Below are 17,380 nucleotides of genomic sequence, written 5' to 3' on the forward strand. Positions count from 1 at the left end.
ACGTGGCGCATCTGGCCGCGGTCGGGATTGACGCGTACGCGCACCGACTGGCACGATCGGATCCGGACCGCCGCCGTTTGTCATCCACGTCGGCGGCAGCATCGTGGACTGCGAGTTGGAGGGGCGCCCATGACCTCCCGAACAGCGGCCCGAGTCCGGTACGGCGCCGGTGTCCGTCGACGCTTCGTCGCAGCGTTGGCCAGTACCGTCCTTCTCGGCGCCTTGGCCGCCTGTGCACCGTCGCCATCAAGCGGAGCGGTGATGGTGAGCTTCTCCGACGTGCACTCCACCGCCACCAACGAATTCATCATCGCGCCAGCGCATCACAAGGCCATCCGGGTCACCCTGCGCGCCGGTTTCTACAGGACCTTCACCGTCCCGATGCACGTGAAGACCCGGATCACGATCGTCGACGGCTGCTCCACGGACTGGACGCCGACCGAGGACGAGCCCGAAATGCACGTCACCTTCAAAAACCCACGATTCGAGGGAGACACGCCCCGCTGCACCATCAGCGACGGCACGATCAACGCGCCCCCGGAGTGAGCGATGCGCCGGAGCGGCGGTCGCACAGAGAGCCGGCCACGGGACTCGAACCCGTAACCCCCGCTTTACAAGAGCGGTGCGCTACCAATTGCGCCAGGCCGGCCGGAGCGGGCGCGGCCCACTCGCGAGACCATCCTAGAGGACGGCCGGGGCCGCGACATCCGCGAAGACGCGCGCGGGACGGTGCCTACTTCTTCACCGTCGGCGTGGGCGTGGAGGTCTTTCCGGGGACGGGCGACGGCGTCGGTGTCGACGAGTACTGGTCGCCCTGCGCCTGCAGCACGAAGGCCTGGAAGTCGTCCGAGCTCTTCAGCGAGCCGGTGTACTGCTTGCCGTTCACGAGCACCAGCGGCGCCACCGTGAGCTGCTTCACCGACGAGTTGGGGATGGGCCCGGTGAGAGCCCGGTCGCTGGCCGAGGTCACCCAGTTCTTGTAGGTGCCGTCGTCGATGCAGCTGTCGATCGACGAGAGCGAGGTCGCTCCCGTGTCGGCGACGCGCTTCTTCAGCTGAGCGTCGGTCAGACCCGCGCTCCCCTCCTCCGGCTGCTTGACGAAGAGGGCGTTGTTGAACGCCCAGAAGCTGTCGGGCGCGTAGTTCGCCACGCACGCGGCGGCGTTGGCCGCCCGGAGCGAGTACTTGGTTCCGGCCGAGTGGCTCGTGAGGATGGCGATCGGGTGGAGCTCGACGGTCACCGCGCCGTTCTTGATCAGCGGCTCGAGCTGCTCGCCGTTCGTGCGCTGGAAGTCGCCGCAGAGGGCGCAGAGGTAGTCGGAGTACACCCGGATGCTCACGACACTGCCGCTGGGGTCGGGCGTCGACGCGATCGGCGACGCGTCGGCGGCCAGGGAGGGGGTCTGCTTCACCTTGAGGCCGGAGCCGATCACGACGCCGTCGCTCGCCATGTTGGCGGGGCCGGGCACCGACGGCCGGATGGCGGTCACGATGATCACCGCGACGACAGCGACGACGGCGAGCACGCCGACGACGATGCCGCCGGTCACGAAGACCCTGTTCCTGCGGTCTTTGCGCTGCTGCGTCGTGCGCAGCTGGAGAGCCTTCTCCCGCGCAGCTTCACGCCGTTCGTTCGCTGGGCGGCTGTCTTCGGGGCCGTCGGTCATGGATGTCACTCCGGGGGTCATTTCGTGGGCGCCGCGGGGGGAAGCGGCTCGGTGGTCGCGCACGGAGCTTCGTGCAGGCGCAACCGGACGATCGTATTTCGGCAGTCTGGGAATCACCCAGACGGTGGCTGAACGCCACCGGGCGGTTACCGAGCCGTGACCCGCGTACTGGTCACGGCGTCTTCGCCGATGACATACTATGGGGTCGTGGCACCGTCGCCCCAGGGCGACAGTTCCACCTACCCATTCACAACGGATCGTCCGGCACGTACCTGCCGGTGAAGGAGTAAGAAAAACAATGGCGTCAGTCACCTATGACAAGGCAACCCGTCTGTACCCGGGTTCCAACCGTCCCGCGGTCGATCAGCTCGACCTCGACATCGCAGATGGCGAGTTCCTCGTCCTCGTCGGCCCCTCCGGCTGCGGTAAGTCCACGTCGCTCCGCATGCTCGCCGGCCTCGAAGAGGTCAACGACGGCAACATCTTCATCGGCGAGCGCAACGTCACCGACGTCCCGCCGAAGGACCGCGACATCGCGATGGTCTTCCAGAACTACGCTCTCTACCCGCACATGACCGTCGCCGAGAACATGGGCTTCGCGCTCAAGATCGCCGGCGTCAACAAGGACGAGCGCGCCACCCGCGTTCTCGAGGCAGCCAAGCTCCTCGACCTCGAGCCGTACCTCGGCCGCAAGCCGAAGGCCCTCTCGGGTGGTCAGCGTCAGCGCGTCGCGATGGGCCGTGCGATCGTCCGCAGCCCTCAGGTGTTCCTCATGGACGAGCCGCTGTCGAACCTCGACGCCAAGCTCCGCGTCCAGACCCGCACCCAGATCGCGTCGCTGACGCGTCGTCTCGGTGTCACCACGGTCTACGTCACCCACGACCAGACCGAGGCGCTCACCATGGGCGACCGCATCGCGGTGCTCAAGGACGGCGTCCTGCAGCAGGTCGGCACCCCGCGCGACCTGTACGCGCAGCCGAACAACGTGTTCGTCGCCGGCTTCATCGGCAGCCCGGCCATGAACCTGTTCTCGGCCGACGTCACCGAGGGCGGCGTCAAGTTCGGCACCTCGATCGTCCCGATCGAGCGCGAGATCATCGCGAACGCCGGCCCGTCGGTCACCATCGGTGTCCGTCCGGAAGACGTCGTGGTCTCCGCCACCGAGAACACCGGGCTCAAGGTCACGGTCGACCTCGTCGAGGAGCTCGGCGCCGACGGCTACCTGTACGGCCACTCGGAGATCGACGGAAAGCGCACCGACATCGTCGGCCGCGTCGACGGTCGCATCCACCCGAACGCGGGCGACACGGTGTACATCACCCCGAAGCCGGGACACGTCCACGCGTTCCACGCCGAGTCCGGTGAGCGCCTCGGCGGTGCCGTCGTCGACTAAGGTCGCACATCCGTTCCATCACAGTGCCGCAGTCCTTCCGGGCTGCGGCACTGTGCTTCTCCCCGGCGGTTCTCCCGTTCATTCCGGCGGCCGCCGCATCCGATAGGTTTTCCTCATGGCCGGCTCCCTGAACATCACCGCGGCGACCGTCGATCCCGCCCTCCTCGACCTCCCCTGGAACATCCCGCTCGACGAGTGGTCGAACGAGCACATCGCGATCCTGCCCAAGGGCATCTCCCGCCACCTGGTGCGGTTCGCCAACATGTCCGGCTACGTCATCGCCATCAAAGAGACCACGGCCGAGATGGCCAAACGCGAGTACGAGATGCTGCGCACCCTGCAGCGGATGGACATCCCGTGCGTCGACCCCGTCGCGATCATCAACAACCGCGAAGACGAAGAGGGCACGCCGCTGAAGGCCGCCCTCGTCACGCGCCACCTCAAATTCTCGCTCCCTTATCGCGCGCTCTTCTCACAGACCCTGCGACCGGACACCGCGACCCGCCTCGTCGACGCGCTGGCCGTGCTGCTCGTCCGGCTGCACATCGTCGGCTTCTTCTGGGGCGACGTCTCGCTCTCGAACACGCTCTTCCGCCGCGACGCCGGTGCCTTCGCGGCCTACCTCGTGGATGCCGAGACGGGTCAGCTCTATGACGGCGGCCTCTCGAACGGCCAGCGCGAGAACGACCTCGAGATCGCCCGCGTCAACATCGCCGGCGAGCTGATGGACCTCGAGGCCGGCGGCCGCGTCGATGAGGCGCTCGACCCGATCAAGGTCTCGAACGGCATCGTCGCCGCCTATCGTTCGCTCTGGAAGGAGCTCACCGGCAGCGAGTCCTTCTCGTCGTCCGAGCGGTGGCGGATCAGCCAGCGCGTCGACCGGCTCAACGACCTGGGCTTCGACATCGAGGAACTGGCGATCAAGACCTCGGACCAGGGCACGACGGTGCGCATCCAGCCGAAGGTCGTGGACGCCGGTCACCACCAGCGTCGCCTCCTGCGTCTCACGGGGCTGGACACCGGCGAGAACCAGGCACGACGCCTGCTCAACGATCTCGACTCCTACTCGGCGACCCTCGGCAAGCAGGGTCTCGACGAAGAAGCCGCCGCCCACGAGTGGCTGATGCGCGTGTTCGAGCCGGTCGTGCGTGCCATCCCGACCGACCTCAAGGGAAAGCTCGAGCCGGCCGAGGTCTTCCACCAGCTGCTCGAGCACCGCTGGTTCATGTCGCAGGCCGAGGGTCGCGACGTGCCGCTCGCGGAGGCCCTCACCTCGTACATCAACGACATCCTGCGCCACCGTCGCGACGAGGCGACGGTGATCGAGCCCCCGACCGAGACCATCAGCATCCCGGTGCTCGCCTCGGAGCCGGGCACCGGCGCGACCGACGAAGACGACGACGACTGGCGCTCCAAGGTCTGACCCGTCGCCGGCGGGCGACAGGTCAGACGTTTCCCGCTACTTCTGCGCCGCCTCCGCGCGCAGTTTCGCGATCTCGTAGAGCGTAACGCTCGTGGCGATGCCGGCGTTCAGCGACTCGGTTGTCGCGGTGATCGGGATCGACACGATGGCGTCGCAGGTCTCGGTGACCAGGCGCGACAGGCCTTTGCCCTCGCTCCCGACGACGACCACCACGGGCCGGTCGGCGAACGAGAGCCCCGGCAGCGACACGTCGCCGCCGCCGTCGAGACCGAGCACGAAGACCCCGGCCTCCTTGAACGCCTTGAGCGTCTGCGTGAGGTTCGACGCCATCGCGACGGGGGTGCGAGCAGCCGCACCGGCGGAGGTCTTCCACGCCGATGCGGTCATGCCGACCGAGCGACGCTGCGGCACGATGACACCCTGACCGCCGAACGCGGCCGTCGACCGGATGATCGCCCCGAGGTTGCGCGGGTCGGTGATGCCGTCCAGCGCGACGAACAGCGGGGTCTGGCCGGATCGCAGGGTCTTCTCGAGCAGGTCGGTCGGGTGCGCGTACTCGTACGGCGGCACCTTCAGGGCCACGCCCTGGTGCACCGCGTCGCGGCCGGCGAGGCGGTCGAGTTCCGGCCGCATCACCTCGAGGATCGGGATGCCCTTGCCGGTCGCGATCGACAGGATCTCCTTGACCCGGTCGTCCGTCTCGATGCGCGCCGCTATGTAGAGGTTCGTGCTCGGGATGTTCGCGCGCAGGGCCTCGACCACCGAGTTGCGACCGGTCACGATCTCGCTCTCGTCGCCGCTCTTCGACCGACGGGCAGCACCCGACGCACCACGGGGAGCGGTGTCACCGCGGCCGCCGCGCTGCGACTGACCGGACTGGCCCGGCTTGCCCCGGCCGCCAGCCGCTGCGTAGCGCTCGCGCGCCGCCTTCGCCTTGCCGGCGGGGTGGTACGGGCGATCCTCGGCCTTCGGGGTCGGCTTCTTGCCTTCCAGCGCCTGACGGCCTTGACCGCCGGACCCGACCTGCGGGCCCTTCCTGCTCTTGCGCACCGCTCCGGCGCGGGGCTTTCCACCCGAGTTCTTCATTGTTCAATGCTCCAATGCGACCCCGTGGGGGTGTCTTCGATGGTGATTCCCGCGCTCGTCAGTTCGTCGCGGATACGGTCTGCTGCGGCGAAGTCGCGATTCGCCCTCGCGGCCTGCCGGTCGGCGAGGAGCCGATCGACCAATTGTGCCAGGGCGGCGTCGGCTGCGGACGATCCCGCCGAACTCCATTGCGGTGACAACGGATTGATGCCGAGGACCTCCGTCATCGCGAGCGCCTGCCCGCGTGCCGTGGCCGCAGCTTCCAAGTCTTCCGCATCCAGCGCCGCGTTTCCTGTGCGTACGGTGTCGTGCAGCACCGCGAGGGCCTGCGGGATGGCCAGATCGTCGTCCATCGCCTCGGCGAACGCGGCGGGCACGACCTCGACACCGCTCCCGGCGAACCGGGTCGACGCGAGGCGCCGGTCGACGCGCTCGAAGAATCCGGCGATCCGGTCGAGGGCCGCCTCGGCCTCGAGGAGCGAGCCGTCGTGGAAGTCGATCGTCGACCGGTAGTGCGCCGAGCCCAGGTAGTACCGCACCACGAGCGGCCGGGCGGCGCCGAGCAGGTCGGCGGCGTACACGGAGTTGCCGAGCGACTTGCTCATCTTCTGACCGTTGACGTTCACGAGTCCGTTGTGCACCCAGTAGCGCGCGAACGCGTCGCCGGCAGCCGTCGACTGGGCGATCTCGTTCTCGTGATGCGGGAAGCGCAGGTCGAGCCCGCCGCCGTGGATGTCGAACTCGGCGCCGAGATAACGGCGCGACATCGCGGAGCACTCGATGTGCCAGCCGGGACGACCGTCGCCCCAGGGCGACGGGAACGACGCGGACGCCGGCTCGTCGTTCTTGCGGCCCTTCCAGAGGGCGAAGTCGCGCGGGTCACGCTTGTCGCGTGGATCGGCGTCGGCCGCCGCTTCCATATTGTCGATGCTCTGACGCGTGAGTTCACCGTACGCCGGCCAGCTCTTCACGTCGAAGTACACGTCGCCGGAGCCGTCGGCGGCGGCATAGGCGTGCCCGCGGTCGATGAGGCGCGCGATGATCTCCTGCATCTGCGGGATGCTCGCGGTCGCGCGGGGCTCGTAGGTCGGCGGCTGCACGCCGAGTGCCGTGTACCCGGCCGTGAATTCGAGTTCGAACCGGTAGGCGAGGGCCCACCACTCCTCGGAGCCGCCCTCGGCCTGGGCGGCCGCGGCGTTCACGAGGATTTTGTCGTCGATGTCGGTGACGTTGCGCACGAGGGTGACGGCATAGCCGCGGTAGTTCAGCCAGCGCCTCAGCTGGTCGTAGACCAGTGCGGAACGCAGGTGCCCGATGTGCGGGGACGACTGCACGGTCGGGCCGCAGACGTAGATGCCTACTTCACCGTCGCGAATCGGGATGAAGTCGCGAAGGGCGCCGGCCTTCGTGTCGTAGAGTCGCACAGTCACGCCCAATAGCCTACGGGACCGCCACCCGCCGGTTACGGCGGGTCAGCCGCGGGGGCTCTGCAGCAGCAGGGCCGTCGCGATGGCCGTCACGCCTTCGCCGCGGCCGGTGAAGCCGAGGCCGTCCGTCGTCGTCGCGCTCACCGTCACCGGCGCGCCGAGTACACCGGAGAGCACCGCCTCCGCCTCCGCGCGACGCGGCGAGAACCGAGGACTGTTGCCGATCAGCTGCACGGAGACGTTCCCGATCCGGAACCCGGCCGACTCGACGAGCCGTCGTGTCTCGCTCAGGAAGACTTCTCCCCGCGCCCCGTCGAACTGCGGGTCGCTCGTGCCGAAGACGCCCCCGATGTCGCCGAGCGCGGCGGCCGAGAGCAGGGCGTCCGTGATCGCGTGCGCAACGGCATCCCCGTCGCTGTGGCCCGCGAGCCCCACCTCACCCGGCCAGTGCAGCCCGGCGAGCCAGAGCTCGGCGGAGGGGTCGAAGCCGTGCGTGTCGGTCCCCAGGCCGATGCGCGGCAGCGGGGTCGACGGCGCGTCGAGGAGTTCCTGCGCGCGCCGCAGGTCCCACGGGGTGGTGATCTTGAAGGCGAGGGCGTCGCCCGGTACCACCGACACCGGATGCCCGGCCGCAGCGACCAGCGCAGCGTCATCGGTCTCGTCGGAGGTCGCGGCGGCATACGCGGCGTCGAGGTCGGCGCGGGGGAAGGCCTGCGGGGTCTGCACGGCGGAGAGCACCGAGCGGTCAACCGTCTCGTGGATCTCGCCGTCGGAGCCGACGCGCTTGATCGTGTCGCTCACCGGCAGGCCGGGGATCACCCCGTGCCCGTGATGGTCGACGTCGCGCACCACCGCATCGAACAGCGACGACGGCGTGAGGGCGCGGGCCGCATCGTGCACGAGCACCACCTCGACGGTGGCGCTGAGCGCGGCGAGCCCCGCCGCGACGGAGCGCTGGCGGGTCGCACCGCCGGGCACGACCGTCACCGCAGCGCCGAACGACGCGTCGGCGAGACTGCGCGCCTCGGCGACCAGTTCGGCGGGCGCGACGACGATCACCTCGGGGCGCTCGCGCATACCGGCGACGGCATGCAGCGAGCGCTCGAGCAGCGTGGACCCGGCGAGGGTGACGAACGCCTTCGGAAGTTCCGCGCCGAGGCGCGTTCCATTACCGGCGGCGACGACCACCACCGCGACCCGGGCCACGGACGCGACGCCTAGGAGGCGAGAACCTCGTCGAGCAGGCTGGAGGCCTTCTCGTCGTCGGTCTTCTCGGCCAGGGCGAGCTCGGAGATGAGGATCTGACGTGCCTTGGCGAGCATGCGCTTCTCGCCGGCCGACAGGCCGCGGTCCTGATCACGACGCCAGAGGTCGCGGACGACCTCGGAGACCTTGATCACATCGCCGGAGGCGAGCTTCTCGAGGTTCGCCTTGTAGCGGCGCGACCAGTTGGTGGGCTCCTCGGTGAACGGAGCTCGCAGCACCTCGAACACGCGGTCGAGGCCCTCCTTGCCGATCACATCGCGAACGCCGACCAGGTCGACGTTCTCTGCAGGGACCTCGATCGTGAGGTCTCCCTGCGTCACATTGAGCTTGAGGTAGAGCTTCTCTTCACCCTTGATGATTCGTTTCTTGACTTCGGTGATCGTTGCGGCCCCGTGATGCGGGTAAACGACGGTTTCGCCAACCTCGAAAAGCATAGATTGATGTCCCTTCAGCAACTACTAGGATACCACACGAGGCACGTGCTAAGGTTCGCCCTCACGCGCCTGAGCGCCCGCACGCATACGGTAAACTCGAATCGCATTCCGCTTCTCTCACGGCCTTCTCATGGCCGGCGGAAACGATCTGGAGGGTCATCAGTGAAAGCTCGTGTCGTGGCATCCGTCGTCCTCGCTCTGGCGGTCGCCTTCGGAACCGCAGGTTGTGGTTTCATCGCCCCGCAGGCCACCACGAAGCACTACGACGCCAGCGACGGAGTGAGCGGCAACGTCGGCCAGATAGACGTGCGCAACGCCATCATCGTCACCGACACCAAGGGCGGCGACGTGGGCAACCTCGTCATGACCCTGGTCAACAACGACACCAAGAGCCACCGTGTGGCCGTCCAGGCCGGCGACTCCTCCGCTGCCTCCGTGTACGTCACCGTTCAGCCGGGCGAGGTCAAGCAGGTGGGCAGCAAGCCGGAGGCCGCCACCGGAAACGTCTTCCTCAGCAACTTCACCTCGATCCCGGGCAGCCTGTACCCGGTGTACTTTCAGTACGCCGACGAGACCGGCGTCCAGCTCAAGGTGCCCGTGCTCGACGGGCAGCTCCCCGAGTACAGCGCTCTCGTCCCCCCGGCGATCCTGCCCGCTCAGGGCTGAGCCCCACCGACAGCAGAAGGGCCGGTACCCCGTGGGGTACCGGCCCTTTCGCGTTCCGTGTCACTCCTACGGCGTTCCGAACGTCACGCGTTGAAGCGGTACCCCAGTCCACGTACCGTGACCAGCATGCTCGGGTCGGACGGGCTCGCCTCGATGCGCGAGCGGATGCGCTTGATGTGCACATCGAGCGTCTTGGTGTCGCCGAAGTAGTCGCTCCCCCACACCCGGTCGATGAGCTGACCGCGGGTCAGCACACGGCCGGCGTTGCGCAGCAGCAGCTCGAGCAGCTCGAATTCCTTGAGCGGCATGGAGATCTCGGCGCCGTTCACGGCCACCGTGTGGCGGTCGACGTCCATCTTGACTGTGCCGGCCTCGAGGACGCTGTCGTCCTCCATCTCCTCCGACTCCACCCGGCGCCGCATCACGGCCCGGATGCGCGCCAGCAGCTCGCGCGACGAGTACGGCTTGGTCACGTAGTCGTCGGCGCCGAGCTCGAGGCCGACCACGATGTCGACCTCGGAGTCCTTGGCCGTCAGCATGATGATCGGCACCGACGACCGGGTGCGGATCTCGCGGCACACCTCGGTTCCCGGGATGCCGGGGAGCATCAGGTCGAGCAGGATGAGGTCGGTGCCGCCCTTGTCGAACTCGGCGATGGCGGTCGGTCCGTCCTCGGCCACCGTCACTTCGAAGCCTTCGCGCTTGAGCAGGTAGGCGAGCGGTTCGCTGAGGGATGCCTCATCCTCGACGAGCAGGATCGATGTCACGTGGGTTCTCCTATCGGGGGACGAGCGACGCTGGATGCTTCGGGAAGCCGGATGGTGAAAGTCGACCCGCGGCCGGGCTGGGACCAGACGCGCACCTCGCCGCCGTGGTTCTGAACGGCGTGCTTGACGATCGCGAGACCGAGGCCGGTGCCTCCGGTGTGGCGCGAGCGCGCCTGGTCGACGCGGAAGAACCGCTCGAAGACGCGGTCGAGGTCGTCCTCGGGGATGCCCTCTCCCTGGTCGGTCACGGCGATCTCGACGACACCGTCGATGGTGCGCACGCCGATGCCGACACGCGAGTCGTCCGGCGAGTACTGGATGGCGTTCGATACGAGGTTGTGTACCGCGGTCACCAGCAGGGCCTCCTCGCCGATGACCTGGGCGGATTTGTCGCCCTTGACCGCCAGCTCGATGCCGCGGGCCTCCGCCGCCACCCGGTTCTGGTCGAGCGCGGCCGAGACCACCTTGTTCGCCGACACCCGCTCGGCGTTTGTGAAGGCGTCGGCCGCCTGCAGCCGGCTGAGTTCGATGATGTCCTGCGTGATCCGGGCCAGGCGGTGCGACTCCTCCGTGAGGCGGTGGGCGAACCGGCGCACCTGGTCGGGATCGTCGGACGCGTCGTCGAGCGCTTCGGCGAGCAGGCCGACCGCGCCGATCGGCGTCTTGAGCTCGTGGCTGATGTTCGCCACGAAGTCGCGGCGCACCGTCTCGAGCCGGAACGACTCCGTGCGGTCCTCGGCCAGCAGCAGCACGTACCGGGTCCCGAGCCGTGCCACGCGCACGCTCAGGTAGATGCTCGCGTCGCCGAACGGTCCGCGGGCGAGCTCGCAGTCCTCCGTGATCGGCTCCCCGTTGCGCCGCACCTGGTCGACGAGCTCGACGAGATGCGGATGCACGAGCGCGCCATTCCACACCAGACCGATCGAATGCGCTCCGGGCGACGCCTTGATGACATTGTTCGACGGGTCGAGCACGACGCCCGCGGACTCGAGCGCGTCGAGCACCTGATCCACGCCATCCGGCACTGTCGGACTCGCCACCTGAACGGCGTGGTCGCCCCGGCGCGCGGCGATGTGCAGCAGCCAGACGAATCCGGCGCCCACTGCGAGGCCGAGTGCCAGAGACAGCAGCACCAACCAGGCGGAGTCCATGAATCCAAGAGTACGCATCCCGAACGGGCGCGAACGACGCATCCCGCACCGAAGCCCGCAGTTTCGCGGGTACTTTAGACAGTGTTCAGGCGTACGGCACCGTTCGTTAACCTGACGAAGGGAACATGCTGAGCAGGGCCAGAAGGCCCCGCATTCTGCGTGCGCACGCACGCCAGGAAGGACCACACCCCATGCGCGAAGTATTCCAGCAGGAGCTGCGAGAAGTTCAGGATCGTCTGGTGGAGATCGCCGAACTCGTCGTCATCTCCATCCAGAATGCGACGCAGGCCTTCAACAAGTCCGACGTCAGCCTGGCCGAAGAGGTCATCGCGAACGACAACAAGATCGACGAGCTCACGGTTCTGCTCGACGAGCTCTCCATCCAGATCCTCGCGCGGCAGCAGCCTGTCGCCCGCGACCTCCGCATCGTCGTCAGCGCGCTGCGCATCAGCGCCTCGCTCGAGCGGATGGGCGACATGGCCGAGCACATCGCCCAGCTCGCGCGTTACCGCTTCCCGGACAAGGTCGTTCCGAAGAGCCTCCGCAGCACCTTCGCCGAGATGGGGCGTCTCGACGTGCTGATCGCGACCAAGCTCGCCGAGCTGCTGCGCACGCAGGACCTGGCCCTCGCCGACGAGATCCGCAACGAAGACGACGAGATCGACGAGCTGCACGTGAGCGTCTTCGACAAGGTGCTCGGCGAGACCTGGAAGGGCGAGGCCGTCGACACGGTCGACGCCACCCTGGCCTCCCGCTACCACGAGCGTTTCGCCGACCACGCGGTCTCGATCGCCAAGAAGGTCCAGTACCTCGGCACCGGGGACTGGGCGCCCGAACTCGCGTCCTGAGCGCCCGCCCCGGCGCCGCTCCTGCGGTTCCTGCCGCTCCCGCTGGTCCCGTCCCTCTTGTTACGCCGGCCGCACGTTGTGGTTGCCGGCGAACAGGTTCTCGGGGTCGTATTTCCGCTTGACCTCGACGAGCCGTCGGTAGGTCGCCGGCGGGTAGATCGCGTGCACATCCTCGTCGGTGGCCGAGCTGAGGAAGTTCGCGTAGGCGCCGTCGACCAGCGGAGTGAGCCTCGTCCAGGCCGCGTCGAAGCCCGCACGCGCCGCGTCGACGACCGGCGCCGGTCCCGCGATGGTCGTCACGACCATCAGTTCCGCCCGGCGATGGGCGTAGGCGGTCGCGTCCTCGGGCACACGTGACACGGCGCCGCCGAGACTGCGCACCGCGATGAAGGGCGACCCTGCCGTCGACCCGATGTCGACGAGGGTCCGCAGCACCTCGGGCACCGACTCCGGATCCGCGAACGCGCTCCGGGTGATGAACCGGATGCCAGGAGGCGGCGTCGCGCCCTCGACGAGTATCTCGGCGTATGGCTTCAGGGCGACATCGTCGGCGATCACCGTGCCGAGCCGGCGGATCGGGTCGAGCGCTTCTGCCGCGAGCTCCGGGTCGTCACCGTCGAACACGACGTGGATCGTCACCGGGGCATCCGCGCCGCCGGCGAAGGGATTGGCGAGATCCGCGGTCGACGTGAGCTCCTCCGGGGCCGTGCGGAGGTAGTCCGCCCAGCCCTGGAGCACGCCATCTGCTTCGGCGGCGGGGAAGGCGATCATGCCCGAGAACACCGCGGTCGTCAGATGCGCGGCGAACTCGAACGCGGTGACGATCCCGAGGTTTCCGCCGCCACCACGGAGCGCCCAGAACAGGTCGGCGTTCTCGTCGGCGCTCGCCCGCATGAGCTCGCCCGCTGCCGTGACCACCTCGGCGGCGACCACGTTGTCCAGGGCCAGTCCGTATCTTCTGACCTTCCAGCCGATGCCGCCCGACAGCGTCAGCCCGCCGACCCCGACGCTCCTCGTGTCGCCGGAGGAGATGGCGAGACCGAGCGGGGCGAGAGCGTCGGCGACCTGGCCCCAGGTCGCTCCTCCGCCGATCCGCACGACGTGACGCTCGCCGTCGACGACCTCCACGGCCGCGAGCCGGCCCAGGTCGATCACCACTCCGCCGTCGTTCGTGCCGAATCCCGCGAAGGCGTGGCCGCCGCCGCGCACCGACAGCGCGAGGCCGGTCTGCGCGGTGAAGCGCACGGCCGCCTGCACGTCGGCGACGCTCTCCGGCCGGAACACGTACGCCGGGCTTCCGGACGCCAGGACGGTGCGACGCGCCGACTCGTAGGCTGCCGCATCCGGTTCGATGATGTCGCCACCGAAGTCGCGACCGATGGTTTCGAGCACTGAGCTCATGGATGTCTCCTTCTGCTGACGGGATTTTCCGGGTCATCCATAGGACGCCGGGTGCCGCCGTGCTGTGACATCCGGCACCCTTTGCGCCTGTCGCGGACCGGTGAGCGCCGAGCGCCTGTCGCAGACTGCGTGTCACAAAACGGATGCGTTCGGCGTCTCATGAGTGACACAGTTGGAGAGTGAAGTGGGGTGGCACATGGCGGGGACGCCGTCGGAGCGTGGAAACGCAGTGCCTGCGTCGGAGCGCGGCGCGATGAACAGCGCGCCGGATGCGGCCCTCGACGCGTTCGTCGCCCATCGGAATCTGCTGTTCACGGTCGTCTACGAGATGCTCGGCTCCGCCGCCGACGCCGAAGACGTGCTGCAGGAGACCTGGCTGCGCTGGTCGGGAGTGGACCAGGACATCGTGGAGAACCAGCGCGCCTACCTGGTGCGGATCGCGACGCGCCTGGCGCTCACCCGCATCCGGGCCCTCGATCGCCGCAAGGAGCTGTATGTCGGGCCGTGGCTGCCCGAGCCGCTGCTCACGAGCCCGGACGTCGCCGACGACGTCGAGCTCGCCGAGAGCGTCTCGACGGCGATGCTGCTGGTGCTCGAGACGCTCACTCCGGCCGAGCGCGCCGTCTTCGTCCTGCGTGAGGTGTTCGACGTCGACTACGACGAGATCGCGCACGCCGTCGACAAGTCCCCCGCGGCTGTGCGCCAGATCGCGCATCGGGCTCGGGAGCACGTTGCGGCCCGGCGTCCGCGTGTGGCCGTGTCGGCCGCCGAGACGCGGGCGGTGCTCGACGCGTTCCAGCGGGCGGTCTCGGGCGGTGATGTGCAAGGGTTGTTCGACATCCTGGCGCCGGATGTCGTGCTGCTCGGCGACGGCGGCGGCGTCGTGCAGGCCAGCCTGGTGCCGATCGAGGGAGCCGACGCCGTGGTCACGCTGCTGACGCGGATCGGCGGCGCAGCGACGTCGGTGCGGGCGGTCGAGGTGAACGGCCGGCCGGCCCTCGTGCTCCGTTCAGGCGACGGGCTCGAGGGCGTGTTGACGGTGCGGATCGAGAACGGGCGCATCGCCGGCCTCTACACCGTGCGCAACCCGGAGAAGCTGTCGCACATGCAGAGAGAGACCGCCCTGCGCCGCTGACCGCTCACCGCCGCGCTGCGCTCGCCGCCGCGCTGCGCTCGCCCGACCCTGCTCAACGCCCCTGCTCAACGATCCCGCTCATCGAGTCGGGGAAAAGTCCCGCGTCTCCACCCGAGAACGTGATTAAGCCCCGACTCGATTCTGACCACCTTCGCCCAGCGCATCCGGTCGGGCCGGGCCGGATCGAGTCGGGGAAAAGTCCCGCGATTTCGGCCGGGAGCGTGATTAAGCCCCGACTCGATTCGGACCACCTTCACTCAACGCATCGGGTCGAGTCGAGTCGGGAAGAGTTCCGCGATTCGGGCCGTTCGTCAGGCGAGCGGTACGCGCGCGACGACGCGACGGGAGCCGCGCTCGCCCTCCGGCGCGCGGTCGACCAGCGCGAGGGCGCCGAGCACGAGCTGCGCTCCGGGATGCACGGCTGCGGCATCCGCCCCACCGGCCTCGCTCGCGGCATCCGCCCCACCGGCCTCGCTCGCCGCACCCGTCGCGCCCGATTGCTCTGCCGTGCCCGATTGCTCTGCCGTGCCCGACTCCGCCGCCGCGCCCGACTGCCCCGCCGAGCCCGACTCCGCCGCCGCGCCCGACTGCCCCGCCGCACCCGACTCCCACGCTGCACCCGACTCACCCGCCGCGCCGCCCGACTCACCCGCCGCACCACGCACCGCCGCCGCACGCCGCACCGTGATGTGCGGCTGGTACCCGTCGCGCACGTGCCGCACGTCGCCGATGCGCGCGCCGGACGCCTCCAGAGCGTCGACGAGCGCGACGTGTAGCGCCGCCAGCGCGTCCGACGGCTCGACCAGCAGCACGGGCACCGTGCGCCGGGATCCGAAGAGCTCCGGCTCCCCGACCCGCACCGCGATCGGGCGCGCCGGCGGGAACAGGGCGGCCACCGCATCCGCCGACAGCTCGGTCTCGAACGGCGGGACGACGGTCACATGCGGCGGCCAGTCCGAGGCCGGAAACACGTCGTCGCCGCGCTCCGAGAGGAACGCGACGACGACGAAGCTGTGATTCGTGGCTGCTGCCGCTACTTCTTGCCCTGCGCGGCGACGGCCGCGGCGCCGGCGGCAGCGGCCTCGGGGTCGAGGTACTCACCGGGGGCGATCGGCGCGAAGTCCTCACCGAGCCGGTAGACCAGCGGGATGCCCGTCGGGATGTTCAGCTCGGCGATGTCGTCGTCGGAGATGCCGTCGAGGTGCTTCACCAGGGCGCGCAGCGAGTTGCCGTGGGCGGTGACGAGCACCGTCTTGCCGGCCGCCAGGTCGCCCGTGATGTCGGACTCCCAGTAGGGGAGCATCCGCTCGATCACGTCTTTGAGGCACTCGGTGCGCGGCAGGTCGTCGCCCAGGCCCGCGTAGCGCGGGTCGTGCGCCTGCGACCACTCGCTGTCGTCGGAGAGCGGGGGCGGCGGCACGTCGAACGAGCGGCGCCACAGCTGGAACTGCTCGGGGCCGTACTTCTCGAGGGTCTCGGCCTTGTCCAGACCCTGGAGCGCACCGTAGTGGCGCTCGTTGAGCCGCCAGGAGCGCTTGACGTCGATCCACAACCGGTCGGCCACCTCGAGTGCGAGGTTCGCGGTCTGGATGGCGCGGGTGAGCACCGACGTGTACAGGATGTCGGGGTGCAGCCCCGACTCGGCGAGCAGTTCGCCCGCACGCTTCGCTTCGGCGACGCCCTGCTCGCTCAGGCGGACGTCGACCCAGCCGGTGAACAGGTTCTGCTGGTTCCACTCACTGTTGCCGTGGCGGAGGAGGATCAGTGTGTAAGGCGCGGACATGCCCTCTAATCTATCGGGGTTTGCGAGACTGTTCGTATGGCATCGGCAGGCGTGATCGGCACGGTGACCCGCGGCACCACGAACACCAATCGCCTGCGCCGGGTCGACCGCTGGATGGCGACTCTGCCGGTGCTCCGCCGCACGTCGGACCCGCTCGTGGTGGACCTCGGGTACGGCGCCAGCGGCGTCACCGCCCTCGAGCTGCACCAGCGTCTGGCGAAGGCACGACCGGATGTCGACGTGCTCGGACTCGAGATCGAACCGGGCCGCGTGCGCACAGCCCTCGACCAGCTGCGCGTCGTCAGGGAGGGTCGTACGGGGTTCTCCCCCGACGCCCGTATCGACTTCGCGCTGGGCGGCTTCGAGGTGCCCCTGCCCGACGGGCGTCGTGCTGCGATCATCCGGGCCTTCAATGTGTTGCGGCAGTACGACGAGGCCGAGGTCGCCCCGGCCTGGCGACGCCTCGTCACCCGCTTGCAGCCCGGCGACCCGCGCGCGCCCGCCGTGCTCGTCGACGGCACCTGCGACGAGATCGGGCGCATCGCGAGCTGGGTCGACGTGACGGCGGACGGCCCGAGGCACCTGACGATCTCGCTGCGGCTGGCAGAGCTCGAACTGCCCTCGGTGGTGGCCGAGCGGCTGCCGAAGATCCTCATCCATCGCAACATCCCCGGCGAGCCCGTGCACGAGTTGATGCGCGACCTCGACCGCCTGTGGCGCGTGCACTCCCCGCTCGCCGCCTACGGACCGACGCAGCGCTGGATCGCGGTCGCCCGTGGGATGCGCGACGCGGGCTGGCCGGTGCGCGCGAGCACCGCGCGCTGGCGCCTCGGCGAACTCACCGTCGACTGGGCCGCCGTCGCGCCGCGCGGCTTCGCCTGGTAGCCGCCCCGCTGCTCGAAACGAGGGGTCCCAACACGCCGCTCGGCTTTCA

General features: G+C 69.1%; 17 protein-coding genes and 1 tRNA gene. 7 read left to right on the top strand and 11 right to left on the bottom strand.

Annotated features, from left to right (window positions below):
• Positions 1-261 precede the first annotated feature (261 nt).
• On the top strand, positions 262-546 hold the full coding sequence (locus tag PKE84_RS02085) for a hypothetical protein (RefSeq protein ID WP_271175534.1): 285 nt from the start codon (positions 262-264) through the stop codon (positions 544-546).
• Positions 547-576: 30 nt separating this feature from the next.
• Here the strand turns inward: PKE84_RS02085 and PKE84_RS02090 are convergent.
• Positions 577-649: transfer RNA gene (locus tag PKE84_RS02090), tRNA-Thr, on the bottom strand.
• Positions 650-733: 84 nt separating this feature from the next.
• Positions 734-1,666, bottom strand: a complete 933-nt coding sequence (locus tag PKE84_RS02095) for a DsbA family protein (protein ID WP_271175759.1) — start codon at positions 1,664-1,666, stop codon at positions 734-736.
• Positions 1,667-1,964: 298 nt separating this feature from the next.
• On the opposite strand from PKE84_RS02095, the gene PKE84_RS02100 reads away from it, so the two are divergent.
• Together PKE84_RS02100 and PKE84_RS02105 are read left to right on the top strand one after the other, a co-directional pair.
• Entirely contained in the window at positions 1,965-3,059 is a 1,095-nt protein-coding gene (locus tag PKE84_RS02100; RefSeq protein ID WP_271175535.1) for an ABC transporter ATP-binding protein, read from the top strand.
• A gap of 115 nt (positions 3,060-3,174) precedes the next feature.
• Positions 3,175-4,482: a DUF4032 domain-containing protein gene (locus PKE84_RS02105; protein ID WP_271175536.1), complete on the top strand. Its 1,308-nt coding sequence runs from the start codon at positions 3,175-3,177 to the stop codon at positions 4,480-4,482.
• A gap of 36 nt (positions 4,483-4,518) precedes the next feature.
• On the opposite strand, the gene rlmB is transcribed toward PKE84_RS02105, so the two are convergent.
• The 4 genes from rlmB to PKE84_RS02125 are packed head-to-tail and all read right to left on the bottom strand — an operon-like array spanning position 4,519 to position 8,695.
• Complete coding sequence (rlmB, locus tag PKE84_RS02110) at positions 4,519-5,568, bottom strand: 23S rRNA (guanosine(2251)-2'-O)-methyltransferase RlmB (protein ID WP_271175537.1); 1,050 nt, start codon at positions 5,566-5,568, stop codon at positions 4,519-4,521.
• Positions 5,565-6,998, bottom strand: a complete 1,434-nt coding sequence (gene cysS / locus PKE84_RS02115) for a cysteine--tRNA ligase (RefSeq protein WP_271175538.1) — start codon at positions 6,996-6,998, stop codon at positions 5,565-5,567. Before cysS ends, rlmB begins: the two co-directional genes overlap by 4 nt.
• A gap of 42 nt (positions 6,999-7,040) precedes the next feature.
• Positions 7,041-8,201 carry a 2-C-methyl-D-erythritol 4-phosphate cytidylyltransferase gene (gene ispD / locus PKE84_RS02120; protein WP_271175539.1) on the bottom strand — a complete coding sequence of 387 codons (1,161 nt, stop codon included), beginning with the start codon at positions 8,199-8,201 and terminating at the stop codon, positions 7,041-7,043.
• A gap of 11 nt (positions 8,202-8,212) precedes the next feature.
• Positions 8,213-8,695 (bottom strand): CarD family transcriptional regulator, encoded by a 483-nt coding sequence (locus tag PKE84_RS02125; RefSeq protein WP_021763858.1) that lies wholly within the window; start codon positions 8,693-8,695, stop codon positions 8,213-8,215.
• 177 nt (positions 8,696-8,872) lie between these two features.
• Between PKE84_RS02125 and PKE84_RS02130 the strand changes: the two genes are divergently transcribed.
• The gene (locus tag PKE84_RS02130; RefSeq protein WP_271175540.1) at positions 8,873-9,361 is read left to right on the top strand and encodes a hypothetical protein; all 489 of its coding nucleotides are present in this window, start codon (positions 8,873-8,875) and stop codon (positions 9,359-9,361) included.
• 83 nt (positions 9,362-9,444) lie between these two features.
• On the opposite strand, the gene PKE84_RS02135 is transcribed toward PKE84_RS02130, so the two are convergent.
• Both PKE84_RS02135 and PKE84_RS02140 read right to left on the bottom strand, forming a co-directional pair.
• Complete coding sequence (locus tag PKE84_RS02135; RefSeq protein ID WP_271175541.1) at positions 9,445-10,128, bottom strand: response regulator; 684 nt, start codon at positions 10,126-10,128, stop codon at positions 9,445-9,447.
• Complete coding sequence (locus tag PKE84_RS02140) at positions 10,125-11,279, bottom strand: sensor histidine kinase (protein ID WP_271175542.1); 1,155 nt, start codon at positions 11,277-11,279, stop codon at positions 10,125-10,127. The genes PKE84_RS02135 and PKE84_RS02140 overlap by 4 nt, the downstream gene beginning before the upstream one ends.
• Before the next feature lie 191 nt (positions 11,280-11,470).
• Here PKE84_RS02140 and phoU point away from each other — a divergent pair, with 191 nt between their 5' ends.
• Positions 11,471-12,127 carry a phosphate signaling complex protein PhoU gene (phoU, locus tag PKE84_RS02145; RefSeq protein WP_271175543.1) on the top strand — a complete coding sequence of 219 codons (657 nt, stop codon included), beginning with the start codon at positions 11,471-11,473 and terminating at the stop codon, positions 12,125-12,127.
• Between the two features lie 60 nt (positions 12,128-12,187).
• On the opposite strand, the gene PKE84_RS02150 is transcribed toward phoU, so the two are convergent.
• Positions 12,188-13,528 carry an FAD-binding oxidoreductase gene (locus PKE84_RS02150; protein WP_271175544.1) on the bottom strand — a complete coding sequence of 447 codons (1,341 nt, stop codon included), beginning with the start codon at positions 13,526-13,528 and terminating at the stop codon, positions 12,188-12,190.
• A 229-nt stretch (positions 13,529-13,757) separates the two neighbouring features.
• On the opposite strand from PKE84_RS02150, the gene PKE84_RS02155 reads away from it, so the two are divergent.
• Positions 13,758-14,663, top strand: a complete 906-nt coding sequence (locus PKE84_RS02155) for an RNA polymerase sigma-70 factor (RefSeq protein WP_309297480.1) — start codon at positions 13,758-13,760, stop codon at positions 14,661-14,663.
• 311 nt (positions 14,664-14,974) lie between these two features.
• Here PKE84_RS02155 and PKE84_RS02160 read toward each other — a convergent pair whose 3' ends face one another.
• Positions 14,975-15,634, bottom strand: coding sequence for a 2'-5' RNA ligase family protein (locus tag PKE84_RS02160; protein ID WP_271175545.1), 660 nt, complete (start codon positions 15,632-15,634; stop codon positions 14,975-14,977).
• 62 nt (positions 15,635-15,696) lie between these two features.
• Complete coding sequence (locus PKE84_RS02165; RefSeq protein ID WP_271175546.1) at positions 15,697-16,446, bottom strand: phosphoglyceromutase; 750 nt, start codon at positions 16,444-16,446, stop codon at positions 15,697-15,699.
• Between the two features lie 36 nt (positions 16,447-16,482).
• Here PKE84_RS02165 and PKE84_RS02170 point away from each other — a divergent pair, with 36 nt between their 5' ends.
• A complete protein-coding gene (locus tag PKE84_RS02170; RefSeq protein ID WP_271175547.1) occupies positions 16,483-17,331 on the top strand; it encodes a class I SAM-dependent methyltransferase in 849 nt (282 codons plus the stop codon).
• Positions 17,332-17,380: the final 49 nt, after the last annotated feature.

Source organism: Leifsonia poae (assembly GCF_027921845.1).
In the GTDB taxonomy this organism is placed as follows: domain Bacteria; phylum Actinomycetota; class Actinomycetes; order Actinomycetales; family Microbacteriaceae; genus Leifsonia; species Leifsonia poae.

Bases quoted from the DNA above. Each gene is read 5' to 3' on its own strand.
- PKE84_RS02085 (WP_271175534.1), top strand. From the start codon at position 262: ATGGTGAGCTTCTCCGACGTGCACTCCACCGCCACCAACGAATTCATC.
- PKE84_RS02095 (WP_271175759.1), bottom strand. From the start codon at position 1,666: ATGACCGACGGCCCCGAAGACAGCCGCCCAGCGAACGAACGGCGTGAA.
- PKE84_RS02100 (WP_271175535.1), top strand. From the start codon at position 1,965: ATGGCGTCAGTCACCTATGACAAGGCAACCCGTCTGTACCCGGGTTCC.
- PKE84_RS02105 (WP_271175536.1), top strand. From the start codon at position 3,175: ATGGCCGGCTCCCTGAACATCACCGCGGCGACCGTCGATCCCGCCCTC.
- rlmB (WP_271175537.1), bottom strand. From the start codon at position 5,568: ATGAAGAACTCGGGTGGAAAGCCCCGCGCCGGAGCGGTGCGCAAGAGC.
- PKE84_RS02125 (WP_021763858.1), bottom strand. From the start codon at position 8,695: ATGCTTTTCGAGGTTGGCGAAACCGTCGTTTACCCGCATCACGGGGCC.
- PKE84_RS02140 (WP_271175542.1), bottom strand. From the start codon at position 11,279: ATGGACTCCGCCTGGTTGGTGCTGCTGTCTCTGGCACTCGGCCTCGCA.
- phoU (WP_271175543.1), top strand. From the start codon at position 11,471: ATGCGCGAAGTATTCCAGCAGGAGCTGCGAGAAGTTCAGGATCGTCTG.
- PKE84_RS02150 (WP_271175544.1), bottom strand. From the start codon at position 13,528: ATGAGCTCAGTGCTCGAAACCATCGGTCGCGACTTCGGTGGCGACATC.
- PKE84_RS02165 (WP_271175546.1), bottom strand. From the start codon at position 16,446: ATGTCCGCGCCTTACACACTGATCCTCCTCCGCCACGGCAACAGTGAG.
- PKE84_RS02170 (WP_271175547.1), top strand. From the start codon at position 16,483: ATGGCATCGGCAGGCGTGATCGGCACGGTGACCCGCGGCACCACGAAC.